At 71.4% G+C, this 17,227-nt stretch carries 25 protein-coding genes; 12 read left to right on the forward strand and 13 right to left on the reverse strand.

The annotated features are described in order from the left end of the window. Positions 1-27: 27 nt before the first annotated feature. Positions 28-339 carry a hypothetical protein gene (locus tag BIU90_RS14540; RefSeq protein ID WP_254787064.1) on the reverse strand — a complete coding sequence of 104 codons (312 nt, stop codon included), beginning with the start codon at positions 337-339 and terminating at the stop codon, positions 28-30. Between the two features lie 88 nt (positions 340-427). Between BIU90_RS14540 and BIU90_RS14545 the strand changes: the two genes are divergently transcribed. Continuing rightward, positions 428-1,429 carry an NADPH:quinone reductase gene (locus BIU90_RS14545; RefSeq protein ID WP_217640928.1) on the forward strand — a complete coding sequence of 334 codons (1,002 nt, stop codon included), beginning with the start codon at positions 428-430 and terminating at the stop codon, positions 1,427-1,429. Between the two features lie 87 nt (positions 1,430-1,516). Here BIU90_RS14545 and BIU90_RS14550 read toward each other — a convergent pair whose 3' ends face one another. After that, a complete protein-coding gene (locus BIU90_RS14550) occupies positions 1,517-2,689 on the reverse strand; it encodes an epoxide hydrolase family protein (RefSeq protein WP_071300872.1) in 1,173 nt (390 codons plus the stop codon). Positions 2,690-2,790: 101 nt separating this feature from the next. Between BIU90_RS14550 and BIU90_RS14555 the strand changes: the two genes are divergently transcribed. Next, on the forward strand, positions 2,791-3,426 hold the full coding sequence (locus BIU90_RS14555; protein ID WP_071300873.1) for a TetR/AcrR family transcriptional regulator: 636 nt from the start codon (positions 2,791-2,793) through the stop codon (positions 3,424-3,426). 72 nt (positions 3,427-3,498) lie between these two features. Here BIU90_RS14555 and BIU90_RS14560 read toward each other — a convergent pair whose 3' ends face one another. Further along, a complete protein-coding gene (locus tag BIU90_RS14560) occupies positions 3,499-3,900 on the reverse strand; it encodes a Rid family detoxifying hydrolase (RefSeq protein WP_071300874.1) in 402 nt (133 codons plus the stop codon). A 60-nt stretch (positions 3,901-3,960) separates the two neighbouring features. Here BIU90_RS14560 and BIU90_RS14565 point away from each other — a divergent pair, with 60 nt between their 5' ends. The 4 genes from BIU90_RS14565 to BIU90_RS14580 all read left to right on the forward strand — a co-directional run bounded on the left by BIU90_RS14565 (position 3,961) and on the right by BIU90_RS14580 (position 7,163). Continuing rightward, complete coding sequence (locus BIU90_RS14565; RefSeq protein ID WP_071300875.1) at positions 3,961-4,767, forward strand: DNA-formamidopyrimidine glycosylase family protein; 807 nt, start codon at positions 3,961-3,963, stop codon at positions 4,765-4,767. A gap of 50 nt (positions 4,768-4,817) precedes the next feature. After that, entirely contained in the window at positions 4,818-5,234 is a 417-nt protein-coding gene (locus tag BIU90_RS14570) for a BLUF domain-containing protein (protein ID WP_071300876.1), read from the forward strand. A gap of 135 nt (positions 5,235-5,369) precedes the next feature. Beyond that, positions 5,370-5,843: a GNAT family N-acetyltransferase gene (locus BIU90_RS14575; RefSeq protein ID WP_071300877.1), complete on the forward strand. Its 474-nt coding sequence runs from the start codon at positions 5,370-5,372 to the stop codon at positions 5,841-5,843. A 36-nt stretch (positions 5,844-5,879) separates the two neighbouring features. After that, the gene (locus tag BIU90_RS14580; protein ID WP_254787065.1) at positions 5,880-7,163 is read left to right on the forward strand and encodes an FAD-binding domain-containing protein; all 1,284 of its coding nucleotides are present in this window, start codon (positions 5,880-5,882) and stop codon (positions 7,161-7,163) included. Between the two features lie 7 nt (positions 7,164-7,170). Here BIU90_RS14580 and BIU90_RS19055 read toward each other — a convergent pair whose 3' ends face one another. Continuing rightward, on the reverse strand, positions 7,171-8,259 hold the full coding sequence (locus BIU90_RS19055) for a GNAT family N-acetyltransferase (protein ID WP_254787066.1): 1,089 nt from the start codon (positions 8,257-8,259) through the stop codon (positions 7,171-7,173). Between the two features lie 85 nt (positions 8,260-8,344). On the opposite strand from BIU90_RS19055, the gene BIU90_RS14590 reads away from it, so the two are divergent. Beyond that, on the forward strand, positions 8,345-9,064 hold the full coding sequence (locus BIU90_RS14590; protein WP_071300878.1) for a hypothetical protein: 720 nt from the start codon (positions 8,345-8,347) through the stop codon (positions 9,062-9,064). Positions 9,065-9,194: 130 nt separating this feature from the next. Here the strand turns inward: BIU90_RS14590 and BIU90_RS14595 are convergent, their stop codons facing one another. After that, positions 9,195-9,842: a GNAT family N-acetyltransferase gene (locus tag BIU90_RS14595; protein ID WP_071300879.1), complete on the reverse strand. Its 648-nt coding sequence runs from the start codon at positions 9,840-9,842 to the stop codon at positions 9,195-9,197. Positions 9,843-9,877: 35 nt separating this feature from the next. Here BIU90_RS14595 and BIU90_RS14600 point away from each other — a divergent pair, with 35 nt between their 5' ends. Next, positions 9,878-10,318, forward strand: coding sequence for an NUDIX domain-containing protein (locus tag BIU90_RS14600; protein WP_071300880.1), 441 nt, complete (start codon positions 9,878-9,880; stop codon positions 10,316-10,318). 48 nt (positions 10,319-10,366) lie between these two features. Then, positions 10,367-11,215, forward strand: coding sequence for an esterase family protein (locus tag BIU90_RS14605; RefSeq protein WP_071300881.1), 849 nt, complete (start codon positions 10,367-10,369; stop codon positions 11,213-11,215). 15 nt (positions 11,216-11,230) lie between these two features. On the opposite strand, the gene BIU90_RS19060 is transcribed toward BIU90_RS14605, so the two are convergent. Next, entirely contained in the window at positions 11,231-11,641 is a 411-nt protein-coding gene (locus BIU90_RS19060; RefSeq protein ID WP_071300882.1) for an NUDIX domain-containing protein, read from the reverse strand. A gap of 94 nt (positions 11,642-11,735) precedes the next feature. Here BIU90_RS19060 and BIU90_RS19065 point away from each other — a divergent pair, with 94 nt between their 5' ends. Continuing rightward, entirely contained in the window at positions 11,736-11,969 is a 234-nt protein-coding gene (locus tag BIU90_RS19065; protein ID WP_071300883.1) for a hypothetical protein, read from the forward strand. A gap of 7 nt (positions 11,970-11,976) precedes the next feature. On the opposite strand, the gene BIU90_RS14620 is transcribed toward BIU90_RS19065, so the two are convergent. Continuing rightward, positions 11,977-12,366, reverse strand: coding sequence for a tautomerase family protein (locus tag BIU90_RS14620; protein WP_071300884.1), 390 nt, complete (start codon positions 12,364-12,366; stop codon positions 11,977-11,979). A gap of 9 nt (positions 12,367-12,375) precedes the next feature. Further along, positions 12,376-12,939, reverse strand: a complete 564-nt coding sequence (locus BIU90_RS14625) for a GNAT family N-acetyltransferase (protein ID WP_254787067.1) — start codon at positions 12,937-12,939, stop codon at positions 12,376-12,378. Positions 12,940-12,991: 52 nt separating this feature from the next. On the opposite strand from BIU90_RS14625, the gene BIU90_RS14630 reads away from it, so the two are divergent. Together BIU90_RS14630 and BIU90_RS14635 are read left to right on the forward strand one after the other, a co-directional pair. Then, a complete protein-coding gene (locus tag BIU90_RS14630) occupies positions 12,992-13,456 on the forward strand; it encodes a GNAT family N-acetyltransferase (RefSeq protein WP_071300886.1) in 465 nt (154 codons plus the stop codon). Positions 13,457-13,493: 37 nt separating this feature from the next. Continuing rightward, complete coding sequence (locus BIU90_RS14635) at positions 13,494-13,985, forward strand: hypothetical protein (protein WP_071300887.1); 492 nt, start codon at positions 13,494-13,496, stop codon at positions 13,983-13,985. 24 nt (positions 13,986-14,009) lie between these two features. Here the strand turns inward: BIU90_RS14635 and BIU90_RS14640 are convergent, their stop codons facing one another. The 5 genes from BIU90_RS14640 to BIU90_RS14660 form a co-directional block, all read right to left on the reverse strand. Continuing rightward, the gene (locus tag BIU90_RS14640) at positions 14,010-14,507 is read right to left on the reverse strand and encodes an HIT family protein (RefSeq protein ID WP_071300888.1); all 498 of its coding nucleotides are present in this window, start codon (positions 14,505-14,507) and stop codon (positions 14,010-14,012) included. 43 nt (positions 14,508-14,550) lie between these two features. Further along, positions 14,551-15,021, reverse strand: coding sequence for a GNAT family N-acetyltransferase (locus BIU90_RS14645; RefSeq protein WP_071300889.1), 471 nt, complete (start codon positions 15,019-15,021; stop codon positions 14,551-14,553). After that, a complete protein-coding gene (locus tag BIU90_RS14650; RefSeq protein ID WP_071300890.1) occupies positions 15,018-15,419 on the reverse strand; it encodes a GNAT family N-acetyltransferase in 402 nt (133 codons plus the stop codon). Before BIU90_RS14650 ends, BIU90_RS14645 begins: the two co-directional genes overlap by 4 nt. Positions 15,420-15,536: 117 nt before the next feature. Continuing rightward, positions 15,537-16,712 carry a flagellar hook protein FlgE gene (locus tag BIU90_RS14655; RefSeq protein ID WP_071300891.1) on the reverse strand — a complete coding sequence of 392 codons (1,176 nt, stop codon included), beginning with the start codon at positions 16,710-16,712 and terminating at the stop codon, positions 15,537-15,539. Positions 16,713-16,773: 61 nt separating this feature from the next. Beyond that, positions 16,774-17,202 (reverse strand): flagellar hook assembly protein FlgD, encoded by a 429-nt coding sequence (locus BIU90_RS14660; RefSeq protein WP_071300892.1) that lies wholly within the window; start codon positions 17,200-17,202, stop codon positions 16,774-16,776. Positions 17,203-17,227: the final 25 nt, after the last annotated feature.

Genomic DNA, 17,227 nt, shown 5'->3' on the forward strand with positions numbered 1-17,227 from the left:
GGGCGCGCGGCGCAGTGGCCGCGGGGCTCAGTGGTCGCGCGGCTCGATCGACCCGGAGCCGAACGGCAGCACGCCGGCGCGGTACTCGAACGCGTCGTGGGTGTCGGCAGCGGGGACCTCGACCTCGGCCGCACCGAAGCGCCACGCTCGGTTGTACAGGTACACGCCGATCACCGTCCCGCCGCCGTCCGGCACCGCCCACGTGCCGTCGCCCCACTGCGCCGGGTGCCCGACACCGTCGATGGTCACGGTCGGGCGGGCGAACCACGGGAAGAGCGGTCGGACGAGTCGGAGCTCGACGCGGCGTCGCGTCGTCCCCGAGGGCAGTGTTGCATCCACCCCGGAAGCCTACGGCGCAGACACCGGCCGCCCCGGCAGCCGTCGCGGGCCGTCGGGTCGCTACGCTCCTGAGTGGACGAGGGAGCGGATGATGCGTGCAGCGTGGTACGACCAGCAAGGCCTGGCAGGCGAGGTGCTGCACGTCGGGGACCGTCCCGACCCCGAGCCCGGAACCGGCGAGGTCCGCGTGCGGGTCACGTACTCGGGCGTGAACCCCGGCGACACCAAGAAGCGGGAGGGCTGGCTCGGGTCGGCGATGCCGTACGCAGAGGTCATCCCGCACAGCGACGGCGCCGGTGTCGTCGACCGGGTCGGCAGTGAGACCGATCACGCGCTCGTGGGGAAGCGTGTCGCCGTGCACGGTGCACAGTCCTACCGGCCGTCGGGGACCGCAGCGGAGTACGTCGTGGTCCCGGTCGAGCTCGTGACACCGCTGCCCGACGCGGTCCCGGACGACATCGCGGCGTTGCTCGGCATCCCCGGCGTCACTGCACACCGAGCGGTCTTCGGCGACGGCCCCGTCAGCGGAGGAGTCGTCCTCGTGCAGGGCGTCGCGGGTGCCGTCAGCAGCATCGCGGCACAACTCGCCAGGCGCGACGGAGCGACGGTCATCGGAACGGTGCGTCGGACGTCCGACCTGAACCGACCCGGCCTGCCCGAGGTCGACCACCTCGTCGCTCTGGACGACGACCCCGGAACCGCCATCCGGAGGATCGCCCCGGCGGGCGTGGACCGGGTCATCGAGGTCGCGCTCGATGCCAACGCGGACCTCGACGCGACCGTCGTCGCGAACGACGCGGTCATCGCCACCTACTTCGCCCGCGGAGAGCGGCTGTCGCTGCCCTTCCCCCCGCTGTTGTTCGCGAACGTGACGGTCCGGTTCCTCGGGAGCGACGACTTCCCTGCTGTGGCGAAGCGCGCGGCCATGGACGACCTGGTCGCTGCGGTGGCGAGCGGAGACCTGCGCCTGCGGGTCGGCGAGGTCCGGCCACTCGAGCAGATCGCGGATGCCCACGACGCCGTGGACGCGGGGCGATCGGGTCGCGTCGTCCTGCGCATCGCTGCCGCTGGACTCGCCGACCAGACCTGACCAAGATCCTCATCGACGAGATCGCGCCCCGCCGTGGAGTGCATCGCGACGGTGCTGACCGAAGCGCTCGAGCAGCCAACGGGCGTGTCACCGTGCTGCGGGTCGGTGGCTGCGGAGCCCGGTCCGGAGCTGGTCGACGAGCACCTCGGGCTGTTCCAGCGCGGCGAAGTGCCCGCCGTGGTCGGCCTCGGCGAAGTGCACCAGGTCGCCGTACGCCTGCTCCACCCAGCTGCGTGGCAACCGCGGGACGTCCCGGGGGAACACGGTGACAGCGACGGGCAGGTCCAGGTGCGGGCCGGCCATCGACGCGGAGCGGTTGTCCCAGTAGATCCGTGCCGACGACGCGGCACTGTTCGTGAACCACGCCAGGGACAGCTGGTCGAGGATGCGGTCGACCGGGATCGCGTCCTCGGCACGTCCGGCGTTGTCGGTCTTCGACTGGTACTTCTCGTAGATCCAGGTCGCCTGACCCACCGGCGAGTCCGCGAGTGCGAAACCGACCGTCTGCGGCTTGGTGCCCTGCACGTGGTTCGACCCGCCGAGCTCCCCCGCGTAGTACGCCAGGCCGTCGACGGCGCGCTGTTCCTCTGCGGACAGCACGTCGGGGATGGCCGCCGGGAAGGCGTAGGGCGTGCTGAGGTGGATGCCGAGCAGCCCGGTCGGCCGCTGCGCTCCGAGTTCGGTCGTGACCGCGGCTCCCCAGTCACCCCCGTGCGCGAGCCACTCGTCGTACCCCAGACGCTCCATCAGCGCTGCCCAGGCACGGGCGATGCGGGCGAGGTCCCACCCCGGCTCGGTCGGCGCCGCCGAGAACCCGGCTCCGGGCAGCGAGGGCAGCACGACGTCGAAGGCGTCGGCCGCATCCCCGCCGAAGGCGACCGGGTCGGTCAGTGGACCGATCATCCGCAGGAAGTCGGCGTTCGAGCCGGGCCAGCCGTGCGTCAGGAGGAGCGGTACCGCGCCGGGCTCGGACGACCGCACGTGCAGGAAGTGCAGGTCGAGACCGTCGATCGTCGTGCGGAACTGCGGGACCGCGTTCAGCTCGGCCTCGAACCGGCGCCAGTCGTACTCGTGGCGCCACCGATCGACCAGGGCGCGGGCGGCATCGGTGCGGACGCCCTGCGACCAGTCGTCGACGGTCTCCGGGGCGGGCCAGCGCGTGCGGGCGAGTCGGTCCCGGAGGTCCTGTACCCCGTCCTCCGGGACGGTGATGCGGAACGGGAGGACGGCGTCGGTCTCGTGGAGGTCGTTCGCGGTCATGGGACCTGCTCCTGTCAGTGGTCGGTGGTCGATGGGCGCGCGACGGTTGCACACGCGTGTGCAGCGTAGGCCGTTGCACACGGATGTGCAATGATGACGTCGTGCCCAGCAGACCTCCCGGCCCCGGATCGACCGCCACCGAGCAGCGCATCATCGACATCGCGGTCGAGGTCCTCGGCGCACGTCCCGATGCAGGGATGGCTGACGTCGCAGCAGCAGCTGGCGTGGTCCGGCGCACGGTGTACGGGTACTTCCCCACCCGGGCCGACCTGGTGGCCGCGCTGGCCCGCCGCGCCGTCGACGAGATCGGCGCGGTCCTGACCACCGCGACCTCGGACGCCACTGCGCCCGCCGACACGGCCGCGACCGGGGATGCCGTGCCGGCGGACGCGGCGTGGGCGCAATTCGTGACGGAGCTCTGGCCGGTCGCCCATCGCTACCGGGTGCTCCTCGTCCTGCGCCGCGGCGAGTACGGCGCGGACATCCACGCGCTGCTGCGACCGGTCGAGGACCGCCTCGGTGAGCTCGTCCGCCGCGGTCAGCAGACGGGGACCTTCGGCGACCACCTGCCCGCGGACGTCCTCGCACAGCTGGCGTGGTCGGCGGTGTTCACGATCGCCGACGGCGACCGCGCCGACCGACCCGTCGAGGTCGCTGCCGCGGTCCGGTCGACGCTGCTGGTCCTCGGGGTCGCGCCGGACCGGGCCCGCGCGCTGGCGGAGGTCGACGAGCACTGACCGCGTGTCGACCGTCGGCGTGGGCCGACGCGTCGGACCGGTGCCGGGCCTCCCGGCCCGCCGTCGACGTCCCTAGCGGTCGGTGACCGGGATCGCGGCGACCGCCTCGATCTCCACGCGCGCGCCGAGCGGCAGGCCTGCGACGGCGACGGTCGTCCTGGCCGGGTAGGGCGCGGTGAACTGTTCTGCGTAGGCGCTGTTGACCTCGGCGAAGTCCGCCATGTCGACCAGGTAGACGTTCACCTTCACCACGTCGTCGAGCGATCCGCCGGCCGCACGCAGGACCGCGGCGAGGTTCGCGAACGCAGTGGCCGTCTGGACCGCGACGTCGCCGGTCACGAGCGCACCTGTGGCCGTGTCGATCGGGGTCTGGCCGGAGAGGTACAGCAGTTCGGTGCCGACCGGACCGGCAGCGTGCGCGTACGGACCGATCGCGGCGGGGGCTTCGGGAGCGTGGACGGTGTGGCGGGGCATGGCTGATCATGACACGTCGGCCCGGGCCGCGCCGTCGGTGGCGGCCGGTACGGTGCCGCCATGCCCGAGGGGGACTCCGTCTACCGACTCGCCGCCCGCCTGCGGCAGGTCGACGGCGCCCTGGTGCAGGACGGTGAGCTGCGGGGCGGACCCGCTGCTGGCCTCCGACTCGGCGGGCGACGCGTCGTCGGGCACGCGACCCACGGCAAGCACCTGCTCACCCGGTTCGACGACGACACCACCCTGCACACGCACCTCCGCATGCAGGGCTCGTGGACGATCACCAGCGCCGGGCGCCGCCTGCCGACGCGAGCCGCAGCCGACGCCCGGGTGCGACTGCGGCTGGACGACGGCCGCACCGTGTGGGGACTCTCGCTGCCGGTCGTCGAGCACCTGGCCACGCGCGATGAACCACGGGTGCTCGGGCACCTCGGCCCGGACCTGCTCCACGACCCGTTCGACGTGGCCGAGGCTTCGAGGCGCCTGCAGGCCGCCGCCGACACCACCATCCGCACCGCCCTGCTCGACCAGCGGGTGGTCGCCGGACTCGGCAACCTCTGGGTGAACGAGCTGTGCTTCCTGCGCGGTCGGTACCCCAGCACGCCGGCAGCCGCGGTCGACGCGGATGCGCTGCTGGCACTCGCGCGTCGGATGCTGCTGCACTCGGCGACGACGCCGGAGGCGTACCAGGTCACGACGGGCCGCCGCGGGAAGGGGCAGCGACACTGGGTCGTCGGTCGGGCCGGCCGACCGTGTCTGCGCTGCGGCACGACCGTGCGGGCCGAGGACCACCTCGACGTCGCCGGGTCTCCCCCGCGCCGCTCGTGGTGGTGCCCGCGGTGCCAGCCCGAGCGAGCCGCTGCGTGAAGCGGCCCGCGCTGGGTGTCGCCCGGCAGCGCCCGTGTTCGATGGGCCGCATGCTGTCCCTGATCTACTCCAGCGTCGCGACGCGCGTCCTCGAACCGTCCGACCTCACGGCCCTGCTGACGCAGAGTCGTGCGTCGAACGAGCAGACCGGCATCACCGGGATGCTGCTGTACCGCAACGGCTACTTCCTGCAGGTGCTCGAGGGGCCGGACACCGAGGTGCGCGCGAAGATGCACACGATCCGCGACGACGACCGCCACACGAAGGTCGCCGTGCTGCTGGAGGACGTGATCGAGGAACGACAGTTCCCGGAGTGGACGATGGGCTTCCCGAGCGACCAGGAGCTCGAGGACGTGCCCGGCTACCGCGCGACGTTCGAGGACCTCGAGGCCCACGAGGGCGACGCCGTGTCCTCGGTGCCTGCACTCCGCGCGCTGATCCAGTGGTTCCAGCCCCGCGCCTCCTGACCGTCGGTAGCCTGGGGAACATGGACTGCTTCGCGAGCTGGCGCCTGCGCCACTGAGGGCACGGCCGACATGGCCGCACGATCTCTCGCCGCCCCTGGCGAGGGACTCCCCTCAGCATGCTCGAAAGGCCACACCATGCTCATCCGCGACTGCACGCCCGCTGACGTCCCAGCCCTCGTCGATCTGACCATCGACGTCTTCAGACCGCTCTTCACCGGCTCGCTCATGGCGCTCCGGCCCGAAGTCACCCGTCACGACCACGGCCGGTGGGAGGACGACTACCGCGTCGAGGTCCCCGGCCTCTTCGCTCCGGAACACGAGCGGTTCGTCACGCTCGCCGAGCAGGACGGACGAGTCCTCGGTCACGTCGGCTGGCACGTCGACGGGACCTCCGGCCGACTCGAGTTGGTCGCCGTCCGCGCCGGAGCCCGCCGGACCGGAGTCGCTCGGGCGCTCTGCACGGCGGCCGTCACCGGTCTCCAGCGACGTGGTGTCCGAGTCGTGCACATCGGCACCGGTGGGGACGACTTCCACGCGCCGGCGCGCGCGCTCTACGAATCGCTGGGCTTCATCCCCTTGCCGACGGTCGACTACGCCAGGACGATCTGACCGCGCGTCCGCTGCGTGGTCCGGACGGGAGGCCCGGTGCCAGCTGGCACCGGGCCTCCCGTCCGCAGCGTGGTGGCCGCGACGCTCAGCGCCGGCCGTGCCGGGCAGGCGCACGATGGAGCGGTGTTCATCCCGACCCGGGCCGCTGGCCTCGACGCGCTCGACGAGTTCGTCCCCCACGCCGGTGCCGACTACCGCCGCGACCGCAACCACGACCTCGGTGCCGCCAGGAGCAACGTCTCCGGGCTGTCGCCGTACATCCGCCACCGGCTGGTGACCGAGCGTGAGGTGGTCGACGCCGTCCTCGACCAGCACACGCTGAGCGCCGCGGAGAAGTTCGTGCAGGAGGTGTACTGGCGGACCTACTGGAAGGGCTGGCTCGAGCAGCACCCCGAGGTCTGGCGCCGGTACCGGACCGATGTCGAGTCCCTGCTGACGGCTGACCCACCAGCGCAGTACCAGGACGCGGTCAGCGGGCGGAGCGGCATCGACGCGATGGACGCCTGGGTCCGCGAGCTCGTCGACACCGGGTACCTGCACAACCACACCCGCATGTGGTTCGCGAGCATCTGGGTGTTCACGCTCGGGTTGCCGTGGCAGCTCGGCGCCGACTTCTTCCTGCGGCACCTGCTCGACGGGGACGCCGCCTCGAACACGCTGTCGTGGCGCTGGGTCGCCGGACTGCAGACCCGCGGCAAGACGTACCTGGCGACCGCGTCGAACATCGCGCGGTACACCGATGGGCGGTTCTCACCGAACGGCCTCGCCACCACGGCACGCGCGCTCGACGAGGAGCCGTTCCCGCCGGGCATCCCCGTCCCGCCGGAGGACGTCGTCGGGACGGTGGGCGAGCGCGTCGGGTTGCTGCTGCACGAGGAGGACCTCGACGCGGCCGGTGTGCTCGCAGACCACCCCGGTCTCGTGCCGGCCCTCCGCGCGACCGCGGTGGCAGCAGCTCCCGATGACCGGTCGCCAGCGGGCGCCTCGGAGCTGGTCCGTGCCTTCACCGCCGGCGCGGTGGCCGATGCCGCTGACCGGACGACGGATGCGCAGGGTCGGACCGCGCAGGTGCTCGCCGGTGCCGATGCCGCGGCTGTGCTCGACTGGGCTCGGACCGAGCGACTCGACGCCGTCGTGGTGCCGGTCGCGCCCGTCGGCCCGGTGTGGGTGCGGCTCGCCCTCCTGCGCGGCGTGCTCGACGAGGCCGGCATCGAACTCGTGACCGTGCGGCGGCGGTGGGACAGCCGCGCGTGGCCGTTCGCGTCGCGCGGGTTCTTCCCGTTCCGGGAACGCATCCCGGCGCTCGTGCGGGAGCGGTGACGTCGGGTCAGGCGTCGGGGCGTGGTGCTTCGCAGTCGTCGGGGCGCAGCAGTGCGTAGAGCAGCATGTCCCGCCGCTCACCGCCGATCACCTGGTGACTGCGCAGGAGCCCCTCGCGGTGGAAGCCCGCGTGCTCGGCGGTCCGGATCGACGCGGTGTTCCAGGGTTCGATGAACAGCTCGATCCGGTGGGCACCCGGCAGGGTCCACGCGAAGTCGCTCACGAGCCGGAGGGCCACTGACGCCGCACCGGAACCCCGCGCGCTCGGGTCGACGGCGTAGCCAGCGGTCAGTCGGCCGTCTCGCAAGGAGCGTGCCCACAGACCGATCTGCCCGAGGGCGCGGCCGTCGACCGCGTCGGCGATCGCGAAGGACCAGCCGACGCCCTCCCCGAGCCGCCCGTGCTGACGCTCGATCCAGCGCAGCGCTTCGTCCTCGGTCGCACCCGCGGGCAGGGTGCCCGTGAGCGGGACGTACGGGTCACGGGCGAGTCGTTGCGCCATGCCGGCGTCGTCGTCGCGGAACGGGCGGAGCACCACCGTGGCTCCCTGCAGGCGTTCGGGCATCGGCGGCAGCCTCGTCGCGGCGGAGGCGTGGCCGGCCGCTGTCCACGCCGCGTCGATCTGCGCGAGCTGTTCCTGCTCGCTCAGGTCGCTGACGTCGAGCACGAGGTCGACCGCCGGTGGTGTCGCGGTCATCCGGTGGAGCAGGTCGAACTCCTCCGGGGTGAGGTACGCGGGTCGCGTCGCTGCTCGGGCTCGTGCCGCTTCCGGACGGATCGCCAGGTGCACGACGAACGCGTCCGGGAGCGCCGCACGGTACACCTCGAGCGTCTCGGCGGTGACGACGTCGGAGGCCGTCACCGTGAACCCGGCTGCGAGCATGTTCGTGGCCATCGCGGCGACGTTCCGGGCGCCGAGGGCGTGCTGGGCGCGGCCCTCCGGTCCGGACCACAGGGTCGCATCGCCGGCGACGACCAGCTGTCGGACGTCGTCACCGTCGATGTACGCAGCACGTGGTCGGGCTGCGGCGAGGGCACGGCCGCTGGTGGTCTTGCCGACCGCCGGTCCCCCGGTCAGGATGAGTGGTCGCAGCACCGCGCGCTCCTGTCCTCGTCGTCAGCCGCTCGGTCGGTTGGCCGCTCAGCCTCTCGGCCGGGTCGCCAGAGGCTACGGTGTGCTCGTGGGCCGACGCAACTACCTGGTGGAAGGCGTCTCGGGCACCGGGAAGACCGCCGTGTGCCACGAGTTGCGTCGACGTGGTCTCCACGCGGTGAACGGCGACCGGGAGCTGGCGTACCAGGGCGACCCGGTCACCGGGCGCGCGGTCTCGGCCGTGGCCGGCACCGCGGTCCATGATCACCATCTGTGGGACGTGGAGCGGGTCCGTGCCATCGCGGGTGACGCCTCCCAACCGGCGACCTTCTTCTGCGGCGGGTCACGCAACGCCGAGGGCTTCCTCGAGGTGTTCGATGCCGTGTTCGTCCTGGTCGTCGACGCCGCCACGCTCGAGCGTCGACTCGATGCCCGCGGCGACGACGAATGGGCCGGTGCGGGGCGGACGGACGAGCGGGCACTCGTGCGCCGGTTGCACGCATCCGGAGCGGGCACGCCGGACGGCGTGCGCCTGGATGCCACGCAGCCGCTCGAGCTCGTGGTGGACGAACTGCTCCGCCGGTGCGCAGTGTTCGATGACGGTTCGGAGCGCTCGGTGTGGTGGGTCTCCGAGGACGGTGCCGACGAGGACCCGCGGTTCCTCGGCGCCTTCTCGACCTGGGCGGCCGCCGCAGCGTCCGCGGACGACCGACGCCGCCAGGTCCACGAGTCGCGGACCGTGTACGTCGACCGCTACACGGTGGGCGAGACCGCGTGGGCATCCGGGTTCTTCCAGGTCGACGCATGACGATCTGGGTCCTCGTCCACCGATCGACCGTCGCAGCCGACGAAGTCACCGAAGCGAAGTTGCTCGGGTTCTTCACGTCGGCGGCAGCGGCGGACGAGGCCGCCGCAGCGTTGGTCGCGCGGGTCGCGAGCTACGCCGACATGCCGGACGGGTTCGAGCGGTTCGAACTGCCACTGGACGAGGAGATCGCTGCAGGACTGTCGGACCGGATCATCTGGGGGCCGGCGGACTGATCGGCGTCGGGCCAGAGGCGCAACCGGAGCAGCACCGAGTCGCCGTGCACGGCGTCGCGCTCGCGTTCGCCGGTGTCGACGAAGCCCAGCTTCCGAAGCACGGCAAACGAGGCGGTGTTCCACGCCCGGACCGTCGACGAGAGGTGCTCGTAGCCGACCGCCGCTGCCAGACTGATGACCACGCGGGACGCCTCGGTGGCGTACCCACGACCCCACGACGCCCGGAGGAACTCGTAGGCCAGCTCGGGTTCCTCAGGGCGCCCGACGCTGTTCGCGACCAGACCGCAGTACCCGATCGCGGTCCGGTCGTCGGCACGCTCCACGACGAGCAGTCCGGGCGCCGGTTCCTGCCGGTAGGCGCGCAGCCAGTCCTCCATCTCGGCCAGGGTCGGGTGCCCGTCGGCAGTGAGACGGCGCCGAGCTGGGACACGAGGGTCGCGTTCGGCCCAGAGGCGACGGTGGAAGGCGGCGTCGGACACGACCCACGGGCGGAGTCGGAGTCGCTCGGAGAAGCGGTCCTCCTGCTGCCCCCGCGGACGGTCCATGCGAGCAGTATCGCCGATCGTCGTAGCGTGGGGCCATGCCACGTGATGTCGACAAGGCCGTCTGCTACGTGATCCACGACGTGCACCTGCTCGTGTTCACGCACGACACGGTCGCGCTGACCGTGGCCGGGGTGCAGGTGCCGGCCGGCACGATCGAGTCCGGCGAGACCCCCGAGGAGGCAGCGCTCCGGGAACTCCACGAGGAGACCGGCCGCAGCGGCCAGGTCGTGCGGTCCCTCGGCGTCGAGCGGTACGACGTGCGTCCGGCTCGCGACGAGGTCGCCGTACGCCACTTCTTCCGGATGTCGATGGAGGACGCCGACGTCACCGAGCGATGGCACGCGGGCGAGTCCGACCCCGCTTCTGGCGAGCGTGCGCAGGCCTGGACCTGCTGGTGGTTGCCGCTGGCGGACGCACACGTCCTCGCGGCTGGGCTCGGAGCGAAGATCGGCACGGCGGTGTCCGAGCGTCGGTGATCTGGCATCGACGAGTCAGACCGGAGCATGCCCGGCTAGGCTCCCAGGGTGTCGTCGCCGCTGTCGTACGCCCCGCTCCCGATCTCGCAGGAGCACGTCACCTACGCGTACGGGCCCGACTCGCAGCGGCGACCGGGAGTCGCGCCCGGCACGACCGACACGTTCCAGATCCGGTCGTCGCAGCGGTTCCCGGGCACCACCCGGACGGTGTGGGTCCATCGTCCTGCCGGTCACCGGGCTGACGAGCCGAGTGCCGTCATGTTCTTCAACGACGGCTGGTGGTACCTCGACCCCGACGGCGACGTGCGCGGCGGGATCGTCCTCGACAACCTCGCCGCCGACGAGGCGATCCCCCAGATGATCGGCGTGTTCGTCGATCCTGGCGTCCTCGACGTCGACGGTGTCCCCACGAAGCACCGGAACGCCGAGTACGACGCCTTCGACGACACGTACGCCAGCTTCCTGCTCGACGAGGTGCTGCCGCTCGTCGGAACGCGGTACTCCGTCTCGGACGACCCGATGATGCGCGGCATCTGCGGCGGCAGCAGCGGCGGGAACGCCGCCGTGACGGCCGTCTGGACGCGTCCGGACGGCCTGGGCCGCGCGATCGCGTTCAACGCGAGCTTTGCGCAGATGCCGGGAGGCAACCCGTACCCGGCCATGCTCGCCAGCGAGCCTCGGAGACCGACGCGGGTGTTCCTCCAGGCCGCCCACCGGGACCTGCAGTGGAACGAACCCGACGCGAACTGGCTCGCGGAGAACCTGGAGACCGCAGCGGCACTCGCTCGTGCCGGGTACGACTTCCGGCTGGTCGTCGGCGACGGCGGCCACTCCCCGAACCACGGTGGAGTGCTCCTGCCGGACGCGCTCCGCTGGCTCTGGCGCCCCGTCGCCTGAGCCGGTAGCGGTGAGTCAGGCTCCGTGCCGCCCGAGGACGAGCTGGACCGCGATGCGCGCTTCGTCCGGCACCAGGGTCATCGCTTCGAGTGCGTCGACCGGGACCCAATGTGGGGTGTACCGGTTGTGCTCCGACGCTCGCCCGAGTTCGGGACCGCCGAGCGCCAACCCGACCGTCGCCGAGTCGACCCGCACGGCGAAGTACGCGACGGGGACCTCGCTGTCGACCGGTGTGTCGAGCAGCTCCCCGACGGTGCCGTCGAGGCCGGTCTCCTCGAGGAGTTCGCGTCGACAGGCCTGCCGGAGCGTCTCGGACCGTTCCACCCCGCCGCCGGGGAGCACGCAGTACCGCCGCCCGTCCTGCTCCCGTCGGATCACGAGGACCTCGTGGTCGCGGACGACAACGGCAGCGGATCGGATGCGCACGGCTCCAGCACACCACGGACGGGCTCTCACCGTTGCGGTGGACACCACAACCGCCGAGAGGACCGCGCCTCGCTCGCGGGAGGATGCTGGTCCGATGGAGCACGATGACGACCCCACGCCCCGCCGGTTCAGGACACTGCGGCCGAACCCGTTCCGCGACGTCCTCCCGTGGGTCGTCGTCGGACTGGGACTGGTCTTGGTGCTCCGCGGGGTGGTCGACCTCGGCCGGCACGGCGGGCCGGAGCAGCTCCTCATCGGTGTCGGCCTGGCGGTGCTCGGGGTGGTCGTCTTCCTGATCAACCGATGGCAGGCTCGCCGCGGGCTCTGACGCTTCCTCAGACGTCGACCGAGTAGTCGAGTGTCAGGTCCGCCGCATTCTGACCGCGGATCCCCCAGTGCACCTTCGGCGTCTCGGTGATCGTGATCTCGACGCTGTGCGGCAGGATCCCGGTCGCCGACTCGATCCGCGTGAAGAGCTCATCGATGAGCAGGCGCTTGGCTGCGTCGCTCCTGCCCTCGAACATCGCGATCTCGATGATCGTGTAGTCGGGGCCCCGGTCCGCCGGGTGGACGAAGTCGGCGTCGTCGAGACCGATGAACCGGTGGAACCGCTTCTCGGGTGGGTAGTCGAGCGCTGCGACCACGGCGCCGTGGATCGCGTCCGAGAGCGCCCCGCGATGTGCGTCGAGCGACGCGCGGTGGCCGAAGACGACGACCTGTGCCATGGCCCGATGCTAGCGGCGACGCGCCTGGACGGCCGTCCACTCGTCGCGGAGCACCGCGAAGACCAGCGTGTCGGTCCACTCCCCCTTGCTCCAGAAGTCCTGACGGAAGTGTGCCTCCTGACGCATGCCCAGTCGTCGGGCGAGCCGCGCCGAGGACGTGTTCCGAGCGTCCATCTGGGCCGATGCACGATGGACGTCGTGCCGCTCGAACGCGAACTGCACGACTGCGGCGACTGCCTCGGTCGCGTACCCCTGTCCTCCGTACGCGGGATCGATCGTCCACCCGACCTCCACCGAGCGGCGCTCCTGTTCGGTCCGCCAGATCGCCACGGTCCCGATCAGTCGCCTTCCCCGTTCGACTGCCAGCGCGAGTGATCCCGATGCCTCGTCCAGCCCAGTGCGGCGGAGACGACGCTCGAGCTGCGCTGCACCGGACTCGAGTGTCCAGGGTTCCTCGAGGAGGAAGCGTGCGACCACCGGCTGGGAGTGGATGGTCACCAGACGATCCAGGTCATCGTCGCGGTGGAGGCGGAGCGACAACCGCGCCGTGGTCATCAGCGGATCAGTGTGCACGTCGACGATCCTCGCGCACGTGGCGGGTCGACCGTGGCCCTAGGCTCGCCAGATGTCAGTTCACGTCCGCACCGTTGCCCTACACGACGAAGCCGAGTGGTCCGCGCTCTACGCCGGGTACCGCGCGTTCTACGAGCTGCCCGAGGACCGAGACGCGGTCGAGCGGACATGGGAGTGGGTCTCGACCGGGGCGCACGGGATCGTCGGCCTCGTCGCGACCGACGGTGACGGCGTCCTGATCGGTCTCGCGAACCTCCGGCGCTTCGCGCGACCCTCGACGGCGACGATCGGCATCTACCTCGACGACCTGTTCACAGCGCCCGATGCCCGGGGCCGAGGGGTCGCCACAGCGCTGCTCCGTGAGGCAGCGGCGATCGCAGCGCAGGATGGCGCGAGCATCGTGCGGTGGATCACCGCGAGCGAGAACGAGCGAGCCCGTCGGGTCTACGACGAGGTCGCTCGCGCGACACCGTGGGTGACCTACGACATGCAGCCCGGCGGCTCCACAAGCGCGTAGTCACTGCTCGGGACCCGGTGCGCATTACTGTGCTGCTGTGTCCGATCTCAGCTGGCTCCCCGAAGACGCACCGACGGAGCCCCTCGGACGACGCCTGCTGCGGGTCTGGCGTCGGGCCGGCCCGGTCGTGTCCGCGGTCGCGCTCGTCTGCGCGTGTCTGCTCGTGTCCTGGTACGCCGGGGTCGCTGACCACGTCGAGTGGGAGTGTGCGGTCTCGACGTGCGGGACCGACGACGTCCGTTCGCTGGCACCGATCGCATCGTGGGCACTCATGGTCCTGACCGTGCTCGGCGTCGTGCACCTGCCGGGGCGTGGGTGGTGGGCCGGCGTGGCGCTGATGGTCTTCGGCGGCGTCAGCGCCTGGTCGATCGACTGGTGGCAGGCGCCCGGAGCCGACCTCGAGCTCGCAGTCACTCCCATCGCCGCCGGGGTCGTCGGAGGCCTCGTGCTCGTGTTCACGCTCGGCCGTTCCGTCGACCGTGCGCGCGGTCGGAGGGTCCGAACACGACGGGAACACGGGGTCGAGTGACGTGCCAGCTGTCTCGCCGCTCGGTCACGGCGCCGACGTGATGACCACCGCATCGCCGTCGGCCAACACCAGGAGTTCGCTGGTGATGCGTTCGCGGAGGACGTCGTGCCTCGCACCGAGGGCGTTCGCGGGGTCGTGCCAACGGTCGGCGTCGTAGAGCCACACCGGACGCGTCACGAGCGACGGGGGCTCCCACGCGTACCGCGGCCAGACGTGCGCGTGCACGAGCGGGTCCGTGTTGCCGAGCACCTCGAGGTTCACGCGTCGGAACGCCGGGTCAGAGCTGCGGCAGGCCCGCTCGACGGCGGTGGCGAGCAGGTCGGCGTCGGCGAGGAACTGCACGCGGGCGGCACGGGGCATGTCGGCCAAGGAACTGGCTCGCGGGTCCTTCCCGAGCAGCACGCAGTAGCCCGGCAGGAACTGCACGTCGCCGATCACCGCGAAGCCCCCTGCGAGTTCCGCGAGCACAGTGGGGTTCTCGCCGCGGTGCGCAGCGGCGATCCGGTCCCTGCGCCAGTCCACGATGCGAACCTACCCGACGGGCCTCACACCGGAACAGCGGCAGTCATGCGCCCTGCAAGCGGTCGTCCAGCGCACGAGACCACGCCACTTCGGTCTCGATCTGGCCGGTCCGGACGAAGAGTCGCACCTGGTGGGTGTCGGGGAGCACTGTAGCCAGGTCGTGCCGGTCGGCATCGACGAAGCCGAGACGTTGCCAGAACGGCCCCGACCTCCGCGAGAACAGCCAGGCGCGCGACGCGCCTGCCTGCGCCGCCCGGTCGAGTGCGAACCCGGCGAGGCGCGACCCGGCTCCGGCCGAGCGACGGTCTGCCGCGACTGCGACGCTTCGGATCAGCGCGTGTCCACCGTCGTGACTCAGCTCGAAGCCGGTGCTGCCGACCACGGTTCCCGACTCGTCCCGTTCGATCCAGAGCCGGACCGTCGGCTCGTCGAGACCAGCGAGGGTGAGGTCGGCGGCTCGGAGGAACGCACGGAGCCCGTCCACGTCGCGCGCGGTCACGGCGTCGATCGTCATCGCCCTTCCACGAGGTCCATGCCGGGCGCGCTGTCCGCTCGGGGCGCGAAGCCATGCCGTTCGTAGAACGCGGCACGGCCCCGGGCCGCGAACGGCTGGACGTCGTGGACGCCGCGTCGGCGGGCCTCGTCGACCAGCCGAGCGAGAACCTCACCTCCGACGCCCGCACCTCTGGCGTCCTCCGCGACGAGCATCTCCGTCACGAACGCACGGAGCGCCCCGTCGCTGACGATCCGACCCATGCCGATCAGACGACCGGTGTCGTCACGCACGGTGCAGACGACCCAGGTCCCAGCGAGGGCCCGCTCGAACCGGTCCAACGTCCAGTCGGCCCACCCGGTCTCGTCGTACAGGGCCTTGAACTCCATCGCGGTCGGCGCGGAGAAGGAGGAGTCCATGACCGCACCGTACCGGTGGTGGACGCCCCTGCACACGGGCGAGCGCGCCCGGCACCGGCCGACCGGCGAGCAGCAGGCCGCAGCCCGCGGGCCGCAGCCCGCAGGACGGCCCGCCGCCTACCGCTTCAGGTTCGTCAGCTCCTGCAGCACCTCGTCCGAGGTCGTGATGATGCGTGCGTTCGCCTGGAACCCGCGCTGCGCGACGATCAGGTTCGTGAACTCCTGCGACAGGTCCACGTTCGACATCTCGAGCGTGCCGGCTGCCAGCGAACCGATGCCGGCGGATCCGGGGACGCCGACCTGGGCCTGGCCGGAGTTGGCGGTGGCGCGGTAGCCCGAGGCACCGGTCTTCTCGAGGCCGGCCGGGTTGGCGAAGGTCGCCAGGGCGATGCGGCCGAGGGCGAGCGAGGACCCGTTGGAGAACGTCCCCATCACGGTGCCGTCCTTCGAGATGGTGTAGTTCTGCAGCGAGCCGGCCTCGTGTCCGTTCTGGGACGAGATCGACGCGGTGTTGAGCGCCGCGAACCCGGACAGCTGCGTCATGTCGACCGTGATGCCGCCGACCGCCAGGGTCGACCCGGCGGTGATCTTGCCGTCGGCGCCGAACGCGATGGTGCCGGTCGCGGCGGTGCCCTGCCCGTTCGAGGCGGACACGCTCCAGCCGTCGGTGGTGCGGGTGTAGGCCAACGACAGCGTGTGCTTGGTGCCGTACTGGTCGTACACGGTGGCGTCGCGGTTCAGGGTCTCGCCGACGGCGGTGTCGGAGGGCAGGTTGCCGGAGACGGTGGCCGAGGTGGTGGCGGTGGCGGGTGCGGCAGCCTGCAACGGCAGCGTGATGTCGGAGAGCGCTCCGCCGTCGTTGACCACGCCGTTCGTGGCGGAGTAGCCCTGCACGATCTTGCCGTCGGCGCTGACCAGACGGCCGTTCGCGTCGAAGTCGAACGCGCCGGCGCGGCTGTACACGGTGTCGTTGCCCAGGCGGGTGACGAAGAAGCCGTCGCCGGAGATCATCAGGTCGGTGGCCTTGCCGGTCGCCTGCGCGGAGCCCTGTGCGAAGTTGGTCGAGACGCCGGCGACCTGCACGCCGAGGCCGATCTGCGCGGGGTTGGTCCCGCCGATGCCGGTCTGCGGTCCGCCGGCACCCTGGGTCATCTGCGACAGGGTGTCCTGGAACACGGTGGTCGAGGCCTTGAAGCCGACCGTGTTGACGTTGGCGATGTTGTTGCCCGTGACGTCGAGCATCTCCTGGTGGGAGCGGAGGCCGGAGATCCCGGAGTAGAGCGAGCGGAGCATGAGGAGTCCCTTTCAGAACGGAAGAACGAGGAAGAACGAGGAAGGTGTGGGCGGAGGCAGGTCAGGCGGTCTTGATACCGGAGATCACGTCGAGATCGACCTCCTTCCCGTTCACGGTGACGGTCGGCACGCTCTGCGCGTAGGACACGGCGGTCGCGGTCCCGGTGACGGCTGCACCGGAGGTCGCGTCCGTGTAGCTGACCTGCTTGCCGACGAGGTTCGCGGCAGCGATGCGCATCTGCAGCGAGAAGTTCTCGTTCCCCGTCGTGGTCTGGTTGGTGATCTGCTCCATCATCGCGAGCTGCGTCTGCTGGCTGATCATCTGGTTGGTGTCCATCGGCGAGGACGGGTCCTGGTTCTGCAGCTGCGTGACGAGCAGCTTCATGAAGACCTGGGAGTCCATCGTCTGGGACTTCTTCGTGCTGTTCGCGGCGAGGGCGGCGGCCTGGGTGGCCTGGTCGACGCTGCCGGTGATCCCGTCGAGGGGCATGGTGGGTTCCTTGTCGTGGTCGGGA

Source organism: Curtobacterium sp. MCBA15_001, from assembly GCF_001864835.1.
Classification (GTDB): domain Bacteria; phylum Actinomycetota; class Actinomycetes; order Actinomycetales; family Microbacteriaceae; genus Curtobacterium.

What these genes read in the sequence shown, in the direction of transcription:
- BIU90_RS14630 (WP_071300886.1), top strand. Translation starts at nt 12,992, where the DNA reads ATGTCAGTTCACGTCCGCACCGTTGCCCTACACGACGAAGCCGAGTGG.
- BIU90_RS14570 (WP_071300876.1), top strand. Translation starts at nt 4,818, where the DNA reads ATGCTGTCCCTGATCTACTCCAGCGTCGCGACGCGCGTCCTCGAACCG.
- BIU90_RS14620 (WP_071300884.1), bottom strand. Translation starts at nt 12,366, where the DNA reads ATGGCACAGGTCGTCGTCTTCGGCCACCGCGCGTCGCTCGACGCACAT.
- BIU90_RS14595 (WP_071300879.1), bottom strand. Translation starts at nt 9,842, where the DNA reads ATGGACCGTCCGCGGGGGCAGCAGGAGGACCGCTTCTCCGAGCGACTC.
- BIU90_RS14600 (WP_071300880.1), top strand. Translation starts at nt 9,878, where the DNA reads ATGCCACGTGATGTCGACAAGGCCGTCTGCTACGTGATCCACGACGTG.
- BIU90_RS14560 (WP_071300874.1), bottom strand. Translation starts at nt 3,900, where the DNA reads ATGCCCCGCCACACCGTCCACGCTCCCGAAGCCCCCGCCGCGATCGGT.
- BIU90_RS14650 (WP_071300890.1), bottom strand. Translation starts at nt 15,419, where the DNA reads ATGGACTCCTCCTTCTCCGCGCCGACCGCGATGGAGTTCAAGGCCCTG.
- BIU90_RS14550 (WP_071300872.1), bottom strand. Translation starts at nt 2,689, where the DNA reads ATGACCGCGAACGACCTCCACGAGACCGACGCCGTCCTCCCGTTCCGC.
- BIU90_RS14565 (WP_071300875.1), top strand. Translation starts at nt 3,961, where the DNA reads ATGCCCGAGGGGGACTCCGTCTACCGACTCGCCGCCCGCCTGCGGCAG.
- BIU90_RS14545 (WP_217640928.1), top strand. Translation starts at nt 428, where the DNA reads ATGATGCGTGCAGCGTGGTACGACCAGCAAGGCCTGGCAGGCGAGGTG.
- BIU90_RS14660 (WP_071300892.1), bottom strand. Translation starts at nt 17,202, where the DNA reads ATGCCCCTCGACGGGATCACCGGCAGCGTCGACCAGGCCACCCAGGCC.
- BIU90_RS19065 (WP_071300883.1), top strand. Translation starts at nt 11,736, where the DNA reads ATGGAGCACGATGACGACCCCACGCCCCGCCGGTTCAGGACACTGCGG.
- BIU90_RS14655 (WP_071300891.1), bottom strand. Translation starts at nt 16,712, where the DNA reads ATGCTCCGCTCGCTCTACTCCGGGATCTCCGGCCTCCGCTCCCACCAG.
- BIU90_RS14575 (WP_071300877.1), top strand. Translation starts at nt 5,370, where the DNA reads ATGCTCATCCGCGACTGCACGCCCGCTGACGTCCCAGCCCTCGTCGAT.
- BIU90_RS14645 (WP_071300889.1), bottom strand. Translation starts at nt 15,021, where the DNA reads ATGACGATCGACGCCGTGACCGCGCGCGACGTGGACGGGCTCCGTGCG.